Consider the following 14,741-nt stretch of genomic DNA (forward strand, 5'->3'; position numbering starts at 1 on the left):
TTCCAAACCCGTGCGGTATGGTGAAGAACAGTCCTTAACTGAGCAATTCACCGCCGCCCCTATGACCCTGGCCCAGCCTCCCCACAACAAAGCCAAAGCCCTGCGCCCAGGGGCCACCCGCCCCGCCAAAGAACTCTGTAGCGAGTGCGGCTTTTGCGATACCTACTACATTCACTACGTCAAAGAGGCCTGCGCCTTTCTCAATCAGCAGTTTCCTACCCTGGAGCAGCAGAGCCACGGGCGCAGCCGCGATTTAGAGACCGACAATGAGGTCTACTTTGGCGTTCATCAGGACATGATGGCCGCCCGCAAGCAGCAGCCCATTGAGGGGGCGCAGTGGACGGGCATTGTCAGCACCATTGCCATTGAGATGCTCAGCCGGGGCCTGGTAGAAGGGGTGGTGTGCGTGCAGAATACAGAACGCGATCGCTTTCAGCCCCAGCCCATCCTGGCCACCACCCCCGCAGAAATTCTGGCGGCGCGGGTCAACAAGCCCACGCTGTCGCCCAACCTGTCGGTGCTAGAGCAGGTCGAGCAGTCGGGCATGAAGCGGCTGCTGGTGATCGGGGTGGGGTGTCAGATTCAGGCGCTGCGGGCGATCGAAAAGCAGCTCGGGCTAGAGCAGCTCTACGTGCTGGGCACCCCCTGCGTAGACAACGTCAGCCGGGCGGGCCTGCAGAAATTTCTTGAAACCACCAGCCGATCGCCCGATACGGTAGTGCACTACGAGTTTATGCAAGACTTTCGGGTGCATTTCAAGCACGAAGACGGATCCACTGAAACCGTACCCTTCTTTGGCCTCAAGACTAACCAGCTCAAGGACGTATTCGCCCCCTCCTGCATGAGCTGCTTTGACTACGTAAATGGGTTGGCCGACCTGGTGGTGGGCTACATGGGTGCCCCCTTTGGCTGGCAGTGGATTGTCGTTCGCAACGATCGCGGCCAGCAAATGCTAGATACCGTCATGGATCAGCTTGATACCCAGCCGGTGATGTCCCAGGGCGATCGCAAGGCCGCCGTGCAGCAGAGCATTCCCGCCTACGATAAGGCCGTCACGCTGCCCATGTGGGCGGCCAAGCTGATGGGCGTGGTAATCGAGCGTATCGGCCCCAAGGGGTTAGAGTACGCCCGCTTTTCCATCGACTCCCACTTCACCCGCAACTACCTGTACGTGAAGCGCAACTATCCGCAAAAGCTGGCCGCCCACGTGCCCGAGTTCGCCAAGCGCATCGTCGGCCAGTACAAGCTGCCCGATTGACGAGAGGCTGCGCAAAAAAGATGCCGCAATTCCAAAGACTCTCGCATCAAAGGCTGATTACTCCTTAGAGATAGCTCGCACAATGCTCAGGCCTTGAGCCAGCGATCGCTATATAATAGGCCCCAAACATTCTCCCTGTTCCCATGGCCAAATTTGATGCGGTTCAGCTTACAGAGGTCTCCATTAGCCTGCCCTGGGGTATTGGCGCGGCCAAATGGAAGCCCGACACCACTGAGCGCTCTGCCGCCTGGGAACTCTATGTCGAATTAGTCACGCGCATTGCTGTACAGCCCCTTGATGCCGACGCTGGATTGGTGCGAGAAGCCCTCAACTCGCTCTACAGCCTATTCGGCTCTACCCGCGAGGTTTTGCGAACCGCAGGCCCGAAGGTGGGTGCCTCAAAGGAATCTGTAGGGGGTATCGCGATCGCTGTTCTCAACCACGGTCTGCGCCCCTTTCTCTCCAAATGGCACCCCATTCTGCAAGAGTGGGAAGCGCAAAAGCCCCAGGGGGTCAGTGCCGTTGCCCATGAGAAGGGGTGGGAGCTAGAGCCTATTCTGCGTCAAGAGCTTAGTGAACTCAGGAATGGCCTCGAAGCCTATGCCCAAGCCTTAGCGAAAATTGCGGGCATCAGCGATTAGCGGTCTACGTATATAACCGCCCACTGGGGTAGTAAAGTTACTCGAATTTGATTAAGTATCGAAAAAATACTCAGTGCACATCATAAAGTTCTCACTAAGATAGAAGCCTAGGTGCACACGTCTGAATCCGTTCATCTGCCTCCGGCGTATTGGGAGGAAGGTCACAAATATAGCCAGCGATCGAGGCCCCTGGTCAAACGACTTTACAGCCCTGATCGCTCCGCTACAATAGCTGGGTATTTTAGTAGGTAAACGCTGGTCGCTTCCGTAGAAGTGCCCACGACGTTTACTGGCCTTTACACGGCCAATGGAGCACGCCCGTTTTCTTAATCTGTCCCGTAGCCGTCTCAATTTTGGCGCCTGGCAATGGCCAGGGCCTACCAAATTTACTACCGCTGTAAGGCCAATGCCTCCCAACGGGGCCTTACCTCCCGCGATTTCTCGGTTTTGTCGTTTGGCACATCGGTCTTAAAAACATGAGTCGTCATCTACTGCGAAAAGCTTTGCGGCTTCCTCAAGCGGCAATCAAGCGATTGGTTACCGGGCTGCTACAACTTGTGCTGTTGGCCAACCGACCAAGCCGCCTGGCCCGGTCGGGTTTTGTGCTTCCCACCACAGTGCTACTGGTGCTCATGGTGGTGCTTACGGCTACTGCCCTTACCTATCGCTCCTTTACCCGCAGCGATATGGCCATTTCTCAGCGAGAGCAGCAGGTCATCTCAAACGCTGCCACTCCTGCCATCGACCGAGCCAAGGCCAAAATCGAGTTTCTATTTCAGACCGACAACCGATTCCCTAGCGGGGTGCCCGCCAGCGACATTCTGGCCGACCTCATGCTGATCACAAATAACTATGCGGGCTATACAGGACGGGTTACCCGCCTGCCCGGTGCCAATGACCCCTACACCCTCCCGGGCGAAACCCGGGTCGATATCAACGGCGATGGTGAGCTAGACAACGCCTGGTCATTTAATACCGACATCAATGGCGATGGCACAGTCGATGCCAACGAAATCGTTGTCTACTCCATTCTGGTAGACGATCAGGGGCTTAAGACCGCATCTACAACGAAAGTTGAAGGTCCCATCAACCAGGCGAAAGCCGATGCCCTGGTTACCCGCACTGGCCCTCTGGCTACTACTGAAGCCAGCGCAACCTGTGCTGGGGCAATCGCCGAGGGCGGCTGGCAGGTGGTGCAGCAGGGCAACAACTCCACCCTGCAAAAGAACTTCCAGGTCAATGCCTTTGTGGCCAACCTCAACGATGCCAACCGCACCTTTGAAACCCTAGAGTTTCAGCAGTCGCGCACCGCAGCTCGGGCCAACAAGTGGGGTGCCTGGTTCCGCTACGACTTAGATATCTCTCCTGGCCCAGAATTCAACTGGAACGGGGCCATGCACACCGATGGAAACTTTTTTACCATTAGCAGCGGCTACCGGGCTCATATGGTGAGTTCCCACAACTCTTGTCTCTACAGCAAAGAATCCTCTGAAATTTCGCTATCTGAAGTTGACCTCGATGGCGATGGTGCCGCGACCCCTGGCAAAGTTGTGAATGTCGCACCCTCCGGTGCACCTGTTAATAATAAGAAAGAATTCCAGGGCCAGGCCGTTAGGGGCACCTTGCGATACGACGATACAACTAGCGGCAGTAACCCCACAATCCACGTGTGGAATGGCGCTGGCGTAGCCGCCAAAATTGACTTAGCTCTTACCAATACTACCGACTCCGTCAAAAACGGTGGTTCGAACAACGTCCGCCCGACGGACGTTGCCATGAACCCTTTGGCCCTGTTTACGCGGGATGTTACCGAGCACGTTAACCCCTCGGGGTGGCAGCACGACCCCACCTGGGATAACGGTGCTGCTAATGGTTTTAAGACTCGCGAGCGTATTATCAACGACGTAGTAGCGCGCCCCTTTGTGGACGACTTCTACCGAGCCGACAACCGCTGGGGGCCAAAACCCCGCTACGACAGCCGCGATACTGCCCTTGACGTTACGAACAACGCTGCTACCATTGGCGATCGCATTACTGGCCTGGGCAAACTCACCGACGAAACCAACGGACTAGACGGCTATTGGGAGCGTCAGTCGATTTCAACCGGTATGCGCCTGATTATGGGCCAGCGTCTGGAGTTGGGCAATGCCAATGTGTGGAACTCTAGCCCCATTGCTGGCAGCACCTGGGATACCGCAAGAACCCAGGGTGACCCGCTATATCCAGCCAAACTCAGGCCAAAAACTACTCCTGGCGGCAATGCTAATATCAACGACCGATATGGCTTATCCCACGAGTACCTGCAGCGCAAAGCCTTGCGCGACAACCTCGCCGCTGTCCAGGGCATGGCCGTATACCATTACCAAATCAACAACGGCACCTTCCCCGCCGCCTGCATGGCCATGACGGCCCACCCCGGCACGGCCCAAACCATTCTCAACAGCCGCACCTTTGGCACCTACGCCACCACCGGCAATCTCCGCGCTGACTTCTTAAACGGTAACGGCACCAACGGTTGGGAGTTTCAGTTTCCTAGCGCCTATGCCACCGAAACGACCTTTGCGAGTCAGCTGGACGTCGGCCAGCCCTTAGGTAAAGCCCTCAGAAACCTGGCCTACTTTGCAGGCGATCCTCAGGGGGGTTCCCCTTCCTTTAAGCCCGTGCAGGATGTGGCTGGTGCGACCAATGCTGCTGTGCACCCGGCCCCCTACCTCAGCATGTGGGGTGATTTCTCGCCGCTGCGACGCATCTTTACCGAGTATCTCGATGCGGGAACACCTGTTACCTATGCCAACCTCAGCCCTGCCGATAAAGCGACTCTGCACAGCGCGGCTTGTACGGTCAGCCTGCTGGCCTACAACATCCGAAACGACTACTTAGAAGCCCGCGCATTAGCTGATAACCCCATTGCTGGCGTCAACTTTCAGAATATTTCCACTCAAATGCGAAATGCGCTGCAGCGGATTAGCAACTATGTGGGTCGTACCGGTGCTAACGACCCAACCATTAGAGGCATCAATGCATCTCAGCTCTTTGCCCTGATGGGTAAAAGCAGAGACTGGGTAGACAACAATATTGATAGCAGCACCTGTGAATCGGGCTTTTCCGATTCGGCTGGCTACCAAAAAGAGTGCGACTTTGGCGAATACTTTGCCGAGTACACTCGCCAGGACTGGATCACAATTTTGAGTAGCCAGGCTACCAACGCAACAGCAGCCGAAGTAAATGCTATTACCAACTTCACTCAGCAGATTGATTTTTTAACCAGTACCATTCGCGATCGCGAACTGGGCTTTAGGGAGGGGTTGCCTGTAAACGGCCTAGCTTCCAGTGGAACAAATACCGTCACTTGGGATCCATCAACTCAATATACAGAACCCCTGTCTCTCACTTCTACCAGTGCCGCCTTCAAACTGCGGTGCGACCCTAACTTCTTTAAAGGCACTGTTGCTTCCGGTACAGGAGGTAAAGACGATCTTGGCATTCTTGGCTACATCGCCTGTAGTCAATCTACCCAGATGCTTGTGCGCTTTCCGTCGCTATATTACCTATTTCCCCTAGTCCAGCACGACATCGACGGCGACAACGGCACCCGCACCGAGCAGCCCGCCGCCGAAGAATATATCGCCGATAGCTACGTCAAGCTAGTAAACCCCCCTGATTCCGCAACGGTCATCTTTCGTCGGGTCGGCACCGGCACCGACCCCGTAACCGATGTCGACAACCTTGCTGCTGTACCCAGGTCGACAACAGCTAGCACTTGGACTGTGCCTGCCGCTACGACCTCTGGTGCGCCTAACGTAACAGTAGGCAACGCTAACTACATTGACAACCAAGCTCAGGCCTTTAAAGTCGTTGGCCCTGGCAGTGCGGTCATTCGGGTTCCCTTCTTGGATAAGGGGGTCTACAACGGTCGCGAGCAGCTCAATACTCGGGTACTAGACATCGATATCGAGGCTCTAACCACTCGCAGAGCAACTTCTGGCGGCGACTACTGGCTCTCGGCCAACCCAGATAACCGGGGCGAGGGCGTAGTTTTTGCCTTTAGAGAAGACGCCGTGCGCGAAGACGAAATTACTCGGCCTAAAAACTCCTCGTCCTCAGTCACCTCCGACTATTGTCAGGTTCTTAATAGTGCAACCCCCAAGCGGTTCAACATCGAAACCCAGGACAACTGCAAAATGCTGGCTGATCCTAGCCTGACTCCCCAGGACCCTCCTTTGACGGATGAGCTGATTAGCCTCAAGCCTGTGGACTTCTATGCCGATCCGCTGCGCCAGCCCCATGGCTTTAGGCTGCGTACCTTTAGCGGCAGCCCCGCCGACTTTAGCGGCACCAGTTTTGCCCGCAAAGTGGGTATGACCTTCGTTACCGATAACACCGTCTACATTCAAGGAAATTTCAACCCCCACAGCACCACGGGCAGCGTTAGCAACATCATTGAGGAGTTTACCCAGACCCTCTACAACAAAACCCTTGCTGCGGCCTTTGGCCTACCGTTCTACAACGGCCGAACCACCCTCAATACCAATACCTTTGCCACGCTTACCTCAGACCACTGGCGTCCGGTAGAGATATTGGCCGATGCCGTTAGCATTCTCTCTGGCAGCTTTAAAGACGGCTCTCTGGAAGATGGCTTTGTGAAGGTTAGGCCAGCAAGTTCTGGCGGTGGTGACTCGTCGTACATGAACCAAAACCGTCCTACCCTTTCCACACCCGTGACTACCTGGGTTCGCGAGACTGCGACTACCGGTTCCCCAGTGTGGATTGACCGAAATGGTACCTATTACCAAACTGTTGCAGGGGCGATTCAGCCGTTTTACAGCGTTTACAACAGTGATGCTTTGTGGACAGGCTTTAACACCAACTCTAGCGACAGAAACCGCAATCTCCAAAGTGCTACGACGACATTCGTCAATGCCACCGTTGTCAGCGGGCTGGTGCCCGAGCGGTATCAGCAGGGTTATGGCGGTCTCCATAACTTCCCCCGCTTTGTAGAAGACTGGGACTCGGTTGATTTACACCTTGCCGGATCGCTGATTCAGCTCAACTTCTCGACTAACGCCACAGGCCCCTTTGAACCCGATGCCTGGCAGCCGTCCGAAGATCCTGATTCCAATGAAAATCTTGGTTATTACCGGCCTCCCAACCGTCGCTGGGGCTACGATGTGGCTCTGCTCTATGTGCCCCCAGCCCCCGCTGCCCGCCGCTTTGTCAACATTGGTGCCCCCCGCAGCGAGTACTACCGCGAATTGCCCTCCGACGATCCGTATATCGTCAACCTGCGCTGTGCGGCGAATGCTGCTGGGGCAAGGCTAACGCCTGGTCTGTGTACAAAAACCTAACTAAAAACCGCACTCGTACTGTGACACCAGGAGATTGCCCATCGTGATTACAAATCGACTCAAACGCTATCTTTATCGGGTTGGGGGAGGCTCCCCAGCCCAGGGGCAGCAGGGCCTTACTCTGATCGAATGTCTAGTAGCCATTATTATTGTGGGGCTGGTTGCCAGTGCCATCGCCCCAGCTCTGGTCATTTCGGTGGCAACTCGGGTGCAGAGCCAAAAGGCCGAGCAAGCCCTAGAACTGGCTCAATCTGAAATCGATCGGGTCCGTCTGCTGGTCGAGCGGTCTGAGGCCAATACGTCAAACCTGCCGCCCTCTACAACCATTACAGGCACCAATCCAGACAGCAGAGTGGCTGAGGTGGCAGGCCCAGACTACGGAACACCTGTGGCTTCGGCAACCACGGCTTTTCAAACCCGATCAGCTACCCTAAACGGCAACCAGTTTGCGGTGCAGGTCTACCGCACGCCGGGCAAGTTTGTGGGCAGTGTGCCAGTTACCTTTGGCATGGGTGTGCGGGTGTATGACTACGATGCCGTACTGACAGGCAGCGGCAGTTTAGCTAAAGACCCCGCTGCTTTGCGCATGGTAAATGGTGTAGGGCAGCGGGCTCGACGTCCTCTGGTTGCTCTATACACGACGGTCACCGTAGGTGAGGGCCGTGATTCCCTTTGTCAATACATTAAACACCTGGATACTACGGCTTCGGTGCCTACCGGCTGCTTCTAGGTTGTGCGATCTACAATCGTCTCTTGAGGGTGACACCCTATGGCTAAAAAAGCCGCTATGAATTCAATACTTGCTCGGTTGCTGCGGACTAAGCCTGCTGGCCGTCATGGTTTTACCCTGATTGAGCTTTTGGTCGCGATCGTAGTTGGGTCGCTCATTGTCGGCACTATGCTGTTTTTGGTGGTCGAGCTGCTGAAAGTCAACCGCCGTGAGGAGGTGCTGACCCAAACCCAGCAGGATATGCGCCGTGCTCTCGACTACATTACCCGCGATGCTGGCGAGGCTGTCTATATCTATTCAACTCCTGCTGCGGTTACTAGTCAGCTAGACGGCTTTCCCAACGCTACCGAAGTGCCGGTGCTGGCCTTTTGGCGGCTAGATCCCCTAGACCCAAACAATGCCAGTGTTCGAACCTTTTTCAACAGTTCGTGCTCTTCGGCATTTTCGGGAGCCAAACTCAATGAGTGCAATACCCTACGAGTTCGCCAGGGTTATTACACCCTTGTGGTCTATGCTCTTCAGCAAAATACGGGTAACGACATTTGGGGTGGCAAATCTAGAATTGTGCGTTATGAGCTACCCAAATACACCTCTGCTGGGCTGGCTACCCTAACCAATACATCTGGCTATGCAGAACCGACGGGTTCTACCAATACCTTTAACAACTGGACTAAGGGAACAGGCACTACTCCTCGCAATCTGTCGGTGCTAACCGACTTTGTAGATGATAATGACCCATCTCAGCCCACGACGGGTCTCTGCCCAACAAACTATCTGCAAACTCCAGCCAATAATGCCAATAACTTCTATGCTTGTGTGCGGGAAGACACCACAGCGGCTAATCCTGACGATAGCAACTTAACCATTGGAAATAACCAAACTTTAATTGTGTTTTTGAGGGGCAATGCCGATATCCGAAATGCTGGTCTTGGTGCCTTTTCACAGGCCGGTAGTTTGCCTACTTTAAAGTCTGAAGTGCTGATTCGAGGCGTACTGGATAAGCAGCCTGGGCTGTAGTGGGCTAGGTGCATTGTTGAGTTCATTTGAGCTGAGTTGTTTTACTTTGGTGCCTGCTATGAAACGCCTGTGCACATCGGCTAAACGGTCCGAATCAGGGTTCACCCTGATCGAGCTGCTGGTGGTTATTGTTATTGCTGGGGCGCTAGCCGCGATCGCAGCACCGAGCTGGTTTGCTTTTTCCAGCCGCCAGCGGGCGACCGCCGTACGGAGTGATATTATCCAGGCGGTTAAAAATGCCCAGCAAGAAGCGATTCAACTGAGACAGGCCCGGCGCGTGCAGGTGGTTACTACCGCCGCCAACCCGACGCTTAATGTTGGCTCTTTAACCTACAATTCCAGCGGGGCTGAAGTGTTTACTGGTAGGCCTGAGGTACTTGGTGGAGATGCAAACCGCACCGGGCAAATTACGCTAAGCGCCTACAAGGTCAATACAAACGGCACCAAAGATACAACGGTTAATAGCATAGCCTTTAGCTATCAAGGCATACCCACCGATCGCGACAAACTGCCCTTTGTAATCGCAATTAGTGGTGGACCAGGCACGACTCAGCAGTGCGTGATCGTAGCTAACCTGTTGGGCAACATCAAAACCGCCAACGGCACCGAATGCGATAATCCCAGGGTTGGCCTCAACTAGTCTAGAAACCAAACTCGGGGTCAGCGGCTTCTTAGTTTGCCGAGCCTTTAGCCTGCCTTGGCCTACTCCCGCACAGGCCCATTTCGTGATAAAAACAATGGGCATGTTTTGCTGAGTGAGGTAACCCCGTGAGTGCATTATCCCCATCCCTAGAGGGCCAAGTTGCAGTGGTTACAGGGGCTTCTAGGGGCATTGGCCGGGCAGTAGCGCTTGCCCTGGCTGCCGCTGGCGCTCAGGTCGTCGTCAACTATGCTCGCTCTAGCGCCGCCGCCGATGACGTTGTGGCTGAGATTGCAGCGGGTGGCGGCAGTGCGATCGCCATCCAGGCCGACGTTTCTAAAGCTGACCAGGTAGATGCGCTGATTGGCGGCACTGTGGAAAAGTTTGGTCGAGTCGATATCCTGGTCAACAATGCTGGCATTACCCGCGATACGCTGCTGCTGCGGATGAAGCCCGAAGACTGGCAGGCCGTCATTGACCTCAACCTGACCGGGGTATTTTTGTGCACCCGCGCCGTGGCTAAGCTGATGCTAAAGCAGCGATCGGGGCGCATTATCAACATTGCCTCGGTGGCAGGGCAGATGGGCAACCCGGGCCAAGCCAACTACAGCGCCGCTAAGGCTGGGGTGATTGGCTTCACCAAAACCGTGGCTAAAGAGCTAGCCAGCCGGGGTGTAACCGCTAACGCCGTTGCCCCTGGCTTTATCGAAACCGACATGACGGGTGACTTGAGCAATACCGACGATATTCTAAAATTCATTCCCCTGGGGCGGTTTGGCCAGCCGGACGATATTGCAGGCATGGTGCGTTTTTTGGCGGCTGACCCAGCGGCGGCCTACATCACCGGGCAGGTGTTTAACGTTGATGGCGGCATGGTAATGGCCTAGGCCCGATTCACGGTGCGCAGCAGCCACAGCGTCGACGCCAGCGATGTAAAGTGGGCCAGCAGAGTGTTGGTATTGGCCTGAACCACAAAAATGTCGAAGGCCTCGACATACTGGCCAACGTTGCCGGGCACAAACACAGAGCCTCCCTGGGGCTGGGCTAGCGCCTTGGCCAGCAGTGACCCAATTAGAGCCTGACCGCCAAACAGGGTAATCAACATGCCCGCCATGCTGATCACAATGCCCAGGCGCAGAGCCTGGAGGGCGTCTTTGGGACTAGGGCGCTTGGTGGTGTCACGGCTGCGCAGCCGTCGCCCTAGCTGGGTGTAGCGAAAAGCCCAAAAAGCGCTGAGGTAAACGGCTACCAGTCCGATGGCCGCAAACAGTAGCCCCACCCCTGCCCCAGGGTTACTGGTCTGGCCCGATCGCGTGCTCAGGTTAGCTAGCGCAAACAGCAGCACCAGGCTAGAGATGACCGCCAGCACCGCCTGTACCCAAAAGCTGATCCAACCCACCACGCGAAACGAGCCTGCAATGCGCCGTACGGCGGGGGGAAGGGTGTAGTCAAATTCTGTAGTCATACCTGTGATTTTAGCCTGTGATCTTGACCTGGGAGCAGGGGCTTCTGAATGATACATTTGGGAAAAGCGGCGGGGGTAGGGGTATGGCAGCGTCGATTGACCAGGCAAAGGCCCAGATGCAGGAACTTTGCGATCGCTGGGGAGGGCGCGTCGATTATCTGGCGATTCGCCTAGAGCAATCGGAGGGGACCGATATTTTGCTGCGGGGGGGGCGGGTTGAGACTCTCAGCGAGGCGATCGCGATCGGCGGTCATGTGCGGGCCTGCTACCGGGGTGGCTGGGGCTTTGCCAGCTTCAACGCCCTGGAGAGCCTGGTTTCCTGTGTAGAAGCGGCCGTCGCGGCCGCTCGCCTAGTGGGCGACGATGAGACCCTGCTGGCCCCAGTGGCCCCGATTACTATTACCCGCCGATTGCCCCTGACCGGCAAAGACCCGCGCTCCATCCCTCTGGCCCGAAAAAAAGCCCTGTGCAGCCACTATGCCGACCTGCTGCAAGGGGTAGATAACCGCATCGCAACCACCTCTGTGCGCTACACCGACGTGGCCCAGCGGGTGCTGCTCGCCACTGCCGAGGGGACCCTAATCGATCAGGCTTGGTCCGATATGGAAATGCGCTTTGCCGCCACGGCCCGCGACGGCGACACCGTCCAGACCGGGCGTGAAACCACCGGCTCGCGCAAGGCCTACGAGGACCTCGAAGGTCTGGATAGCCAGGTGAGGGGAGCCGCCCAGAGGGCTGTTGCGGCGTTAGATCTGCCCTCCGTGCACGGCGGCACCTACGAAGTTGTGATCGACCCCATTCTCACGGGCCTGTTTGTTCACGAGGCCTTTGGCCACCTATCGGAGGCCGACATGGCCTACGAAAACCCCGATCTGCTGGAATCGATGAGTATGGGTCGTCGGTTTGGCCCCGACAGCCTGCAAATTTTTGACGGGGCCGCCCCCGAGGGCCACCGGGGCAGCTACTTCTATGACGATGAAGGTACCCCCGCTACTACTACCCAGCTGATTCAAGATGGTGTGTTGGTGGGGCGACTGCACTCTCGCGAAACGGCCGGCAAGCTGGGCGAGCAGCCCACGGGCAATGCCCGCTGCCTGAACTACCACTATTCACCTCTGGTGCGAATGACCAACACCTGGATCGAGCGCGGCAGTACCCCCGTCAACGACCTGTTTGCCGACATCAAAGAAGGTGTCTATGCCCGCAACTGGCTAGAGGGGATGACCAATGGCGAAATGTTCACCTTTACGGCTGGCGAAGCCTGGATGATTCGCAATGGCCAATTAGCTGAGCCCGTGCGCGATGTCACGCTGTCGGGCAATGTGTTTCGCACCCTGGCCGATATTGCAGCTATTGGTAACGACTTTTACTGGGATGAGTCGGGGGGCTGCGGAAAAGGGGGACAAAATGGTTTGCCCGTGGGCTGCGGTGGCCCCAGTTTGCGCATTCGTAACGTCGTAGTAGGGGGCGAAGCCGACGACTGGTATGAGTGATGGTTCAATCAACCAGGGCCGCATTTTGCGCAACCTGATGCGTCTGATGGATGTCACCTGCGGCCACAGCCTCTACGAGGTGCTGCCCCGCGGCGTCCAGGTGTGGCTACCGGATCAAAGCCTGGGCGTGTATCCCGATTTGATGGTGGTGGCGGGCGAGCCACTGCTGCACGATGGCAAGGAGGATCGGGTGCTTAACCCCTGCGTAATGTTTGAGATTTTGGCTAACCCTACCCCTGGCTACAATCCCGATGCGGCCACGCTGCCAGAGCGAGGGGGAATTTTTCGCCGTTGTCGGGGGATTCCCTACCTGCAAGCCTACGTGTTTGTGCACCAAACTGAGGCGCGGGTCGAGCAATTCTACCGGGCCGAGGAAAACCTTTGGGGGATGACCGCCCAGTCGGGGCTAGACTCGGTGGTAGAGTTGGCCATTACCGATGCCCGCCTGCCCATGATGGATATTTATGAGCGGGTAGATTTTAGCCTGCTGGTTTAGGGCGATAGGCGATCGATCGCCCAGCTGCCGTCCTTTTGGTGGTACAAAAAGCGATCGTGCAGGCGACTGGGCCTTCCCTGCCAGAACTCGAAGCTGATGGGTGTGACCCGATAGCCGCCCCAAAAATCGGGCAGCGGCACCTCCTGATTGAGAAACTTTTCCTTCATTTTTTCAAACTGCATTTCCAGCAGCTGCCGGGAGGAGATAATGCTGCTCTGCTGCGATACCCAGGCCCCCAGCTGACTGCCCCGAGGGCGCGATGAAAAGTACCGCAGCGACTCCGCTGCCGAAATTTTGCTGGCGGTACCTGCGATCGCCAGCTGCCGCTCTAGCGGGTACCACGGGAACAGCATGGAAACCTGAGCGTTGGCGGCCATGTGCTGGGCCTTACGGCTGCCGTAGTTGGTAAAAAACACAAACCCAGCGCGATCGAAGTACTTGAGCAATACCGTGCGTTGGTAGGGTGCCCCCGACGCAGAAACCGTAGACAGCACTAGCGCGTTCGGTTCTAGCAACTCAGCCTCGCGGGCCTGCTGAAACCACAGCTCAAACTGAGCGAAGGGGTCGGGGTCAAGGTCAGCTGCATCTAGACCCCGCTGAGTATAGTCGCGGCGCAGTTCACCAATATCCATGGCTTGTCTCTGGGGCTTCTCTGGGACTCAATAGCTAAAAATTAACCTGAAAATTAATCGCGAGAATGGGCAAGCTTAAACAATATCGTCAAGGGCGTCCTTGACCTGGGCGTAGTGGTAGGTAAACCCGCTGGCCTCGGTGCGTTTGGGCAACACCTGCTGCCCCTCAAGCACAACCTGGGCACCGTCACCCAAAATTGCCTCTAGCACAAAATCTGGTACCGGCAGCCAGGAGGGCCGGTTGAGCACTTTGCCGAGGGTTTTGCAAAACTCGGCCATGCGCACCGGATTGGGGGCAGTAGCATTATAGATGCCCACCATCTGCGCGTCTTGAAGAGCTTGCATAATCAGACTCACAAGGTCGTCCCGGTGAATCCACGAAAACCACTGGCGACCGCTGCCAATTGGCCCCCCCGCAAACATCCTAAAGGGGGTCAGCATTTTGGCTACCGCGCCACCCATGCCCAGCACAATGCCAAACCGGAGAATGACCAGTCGGGTGCCGTAGTCTTGAACTGGCTGCGCTGCGCCTTCCCAGGCCTGGCATACCTGGGAGAGAAAGTCGTCTTCGATAGGGGTGCTGGTTTCGTCGAAGGTAGCGGTTTCACTGGTGCCGTAGTAGCCAATGGCCGAGGCGTTGACCCATACGGCGGGCTTAGGGTTGGCCTTGGCCAGGGCTTCGACCAGCTTTTCGGTGCCTATCTTGCGGCTGTCCATGATGGCCTGCTTATGTTCCTCGCTCCAGCGTTCTGAAATAGGCGCTCCGGCCAGATTGACGACCCCATCGCAGCCGGAGAACAGGCCATCTTGCCAGGCGCCCGATTCCAGTGAGCTATAGCCCATTACCTCGACCTTGGGGAAATTGGCCTTTGGAAACACCCGACGGCCATGGTCAACGCTGCGGGTCAAGGCCACAACGCTATGGCCATCGGCCTGGAGCCGTTCTACCAAGCGGCTGCCAACGAAGCCCGTGGCCCCGGTAATTGCAATTTTCATGGGCACCTGATTCTGGGTAAACGAGACC

12 protein-coding genes are annotated in these 14,741 nt (G+C 56.4%); 9 read left to right on the forward strand and 3 right to left on the reverse strand.

Annotation, left to right across the window (positions count from 1 at the left end):
- The first annotated feature begins 61 nt into the window (after positions 1–61).
- From LEPTO7104_RS0118640 to fabG, 7 genes are all read left to right on the forward strand, one after another.
- Positions 62–1,258, forward strand: coding sequence for a Coenzyme F420 hydrogenase/dehydrogenase, beta subunit C-terminal domain (locus LEPTO7104_RS0118640; protein ID WP_017300101.1), 1,197 nt, complete (start codon positions 62–64; stop codon positions 1,256–1,258).
- Between the two features lie 143 nt (positions 1,259–1,401).
- Positions 1,402–1,899, forward strand: coding sequence for a hypothetical protein (locus LEPTO7104_RS0118645; protein ID WP_017300102.1), 498 nt, complete (start codon positions 1,402–1,404; stop codon positions 1,897–1,899).
- A gap of 476 nt (positions 1,900–2,375) precedes the next feature.
- Positions 2,376–7,244, forward strand: a complete 4,869-nt coding sequence (hpsA, locus tag LEPTO7104_RS0118650) for a hormogonium polysaccharide biosynthesis protein HpsA (protein WP_196358133.1) — start codon at positions 2,376–2,378, stop codon at positions 7,242–7,244.
- Between the two features lie 43 nt (positions 7,245–7,287).
- Complete coding sequence (locus LEPTO7104_RS37160) at positions 7,288–7,974, forward strand: prepilin-type N-terminal cleavage/methylation domain-containing protein (RefSeq protein WP_196358134.1); 687 nt, start codon at positions 7,288–7,290, stop codon at positions 7,972–7,974.
- 39 nt (positions 7,975–8,013) lie between these two features.
- Entirely contained in the window at positions 8,014–8,991 is a 978-nt protein-coding gene (locus LEPTO7104_RS0118660; protein WP_017300105.1) for a prepilin-type N-terminal cleavage/methylation domain-containing protein, read from the forward strand.
- A gap of 58 nt (positions 8,992–9,049) precedes the next feature.
- Complete coding sequence (locus LEPTO7104_RS0118665; protein ID WP_017300106.1) at positions 9,050–9,631, forward strand: pilus assembly FimT family protein; 582 nt, start codon at positions 9,050–9,052, stop codon at positions 9,629–9,631.
- Positions 9,632–9,759: 128 nt separating this feature from the next.
- Positions 9,760–10,518, forward strand: coding sequence for a 3-oxoacyl-[acyl-carrier-protein] reductase (gene fabG / locus LEPTO7104_RS0118670; protein WP_026072842.1), 759 nt, complete (start codon positions 9,760–9,762; stop codon positions 10,516–10,518).
- Here fabG and LEPTO7104_RS0118675 read toward each other — a convergent pair.
- Complete coding sequence (locus tag LEPTO7104_RS0118675) at positions 10,515–11,096, reverse strand: DUF3611 family protein (protein ID WP_017300108.1); 582 nt, start codon at positions 11,094–11,096, stop codon at positions 10,515–10,517. The two genes, fabG and LEPTO7104_RS0118675, sit on opposite strands and share 4 nt — an antisense overlap.
- 83 nt (positions 11,097–11,179) lie before the next feature.
- Between LEPTO7104_RS0118675 and LEPTO7104_RS0118680 the strand changes: the two genes are divergently transcribed.
- Together LEPTO7104_RS0118680 and LEPTO7104_RS34500 are read left to right on the forward strand one after the other, a co-directional pair.
- Entirely contained in the window at positions 11,180–12,589 is a 1,410-nt protein-coding gene (locus tag LEPTO7104_RS0118680) for a TldD/PmbA family protein (RefSeq protein WP_017300109.1), read from the forward strand.
- The gene (locus LEPTO7104_RS34500) at positions 12,582–13,085 is read left to right on the forward strand and encodes a Uma2 family endonuclease (protein ID WP_017300110.1); all 504 of its coding nucleotides are present in this window, start codon (positions 12,582–12,584) and stop codon (positions 13,083–13,085) included. Before LEPTO7104_RS0118680 ends, LEPTO7104_RS34500 begins: the two co-directional genes overlap by 8 nt.
- Here the strand turns inward: LEPTO7104_RS34500 and pdxH are convergent.
- The gene (gene pdxH / locus LEPTO7104_RS0118690; protein WP_017300111.1) at positions 13,082–13,717 is read right to left on the reverse strand and encodes a pyridoxamine 5'-phosphate oxidase; all 636 of its coding nucleotides are present in this window, start codon (positions 13,715–13,717) and stop codon (positions 13,082–13,084) included. The two genes, LEPTO7104_RS34500 and pdxH, sit on opposite strands and share 4 nt — an antisense overlap.
- A gap of 75 nt (positions 13,718–13,792) precedes the next feature.
- The gene (thyD, locus tag LEPTO7104_RS0118695; RefSeq protein WP_017300112.1) at positions 13,793–14,713 is read right to left on the reverse strand and encodes a thylakoid membrane protein ThyD; all 921 of its coding nucleotides are present in this window, start codon (positions 14,711–14,713) and stop codon (positions 13,793–13,795) included.
- Between the last annotated feature and the right edge of the window lie 28 nt (positions 14,714–14,741).

The organism is Nodosilinea nodulosa PCC 7104, from assembly GCF_000309385.1.
Taxonomy (GTDB): Bacteria; Cyanobacteriota; Cyanobacteriia; order Phormidesmidales; family Phormidesmidaceae; genus Nodosilinea; species Nodosilinea nodulosa.

What these genes read in the sequence shown, in the direction of transcription:
- LEPTO7104_RS0118640 (WP_017300101.1), top strand. Translation starts at nt 62, where the DNA reads ATGACCCTGGCCCAGCCTCCCCACAACAAAGCCAAAGCCCTGCGCCCA.
- LEPTO7104_RS0118645 (WP_017300102.1), top strand. Translation starts at nt 1,402, where the DNA reads ATGGCCAAATTTGATGCGGTTCAGCTTACAGAGGTCTCCATTAGCCTG.
- hpsA (WP_196358133.1), top strand. Translation starts at nt 2,376, where the DNA reads ATGAGTCGTCATCTACTGCGAAAAGCTTTGCGGCTTCCTCAAGCGGCA.
- LEPTO7104_RS0118660 (WP_017300105.1), top strand. Translation starts at nt 8,014, where the DNA reads ATGGCTAAAAAAGCCGCTATGAATTCAATACTTGCTCGGTTGCTGCGG.
- LEPTO7104_RS0118665 (WP_017300106.1), top strand. Translation starts at nt 9,050, where the DNA reads ATGAAACGCCTGTGCACATCGGCTAAACGGTCCGAATCAGGGTTCACC.
- LEPTO7104_RS0118675 (WP_017300108.1), bottom strand. Translation starts at nt 11,096, where the DNA reads ATGACTACAGAATTTGACTACACCCTTCCCCCCGCCGTACGGCGCATT.
- LEPTO7104_RS0118680 (WP_017300109.1), top strand. Translation starts at nt 11,180, where the DNA reads ATGGCAGCGTCGATTGACCAGGCAAAGGCCCAGATGCAGGAACTTTGC.
- LEPTO7104_RS34500 (WP_017300110.1), top strand. Translation starts at nt 12,582, where the DNA reads ATGAGTGATGGTTCAATCAACCAGGGCCGCATTTTGCGCAACCTGATG.
- pdxH (WP_017300111.1), bottom strand. Translation starts at nt 13,717, where the DNA reads ATGGATATTGGTGAACTGCGCCGCGACTATACTCAGCGGGGTCTAGAT.
- thyD (WP_017300112.1), bottom strand. Translation starts at nt 14,713, where the DNA reads ATGAAAATTGCAATTACCGGGGCCACGGGCTTCGTTGGCAGCCGCTTG.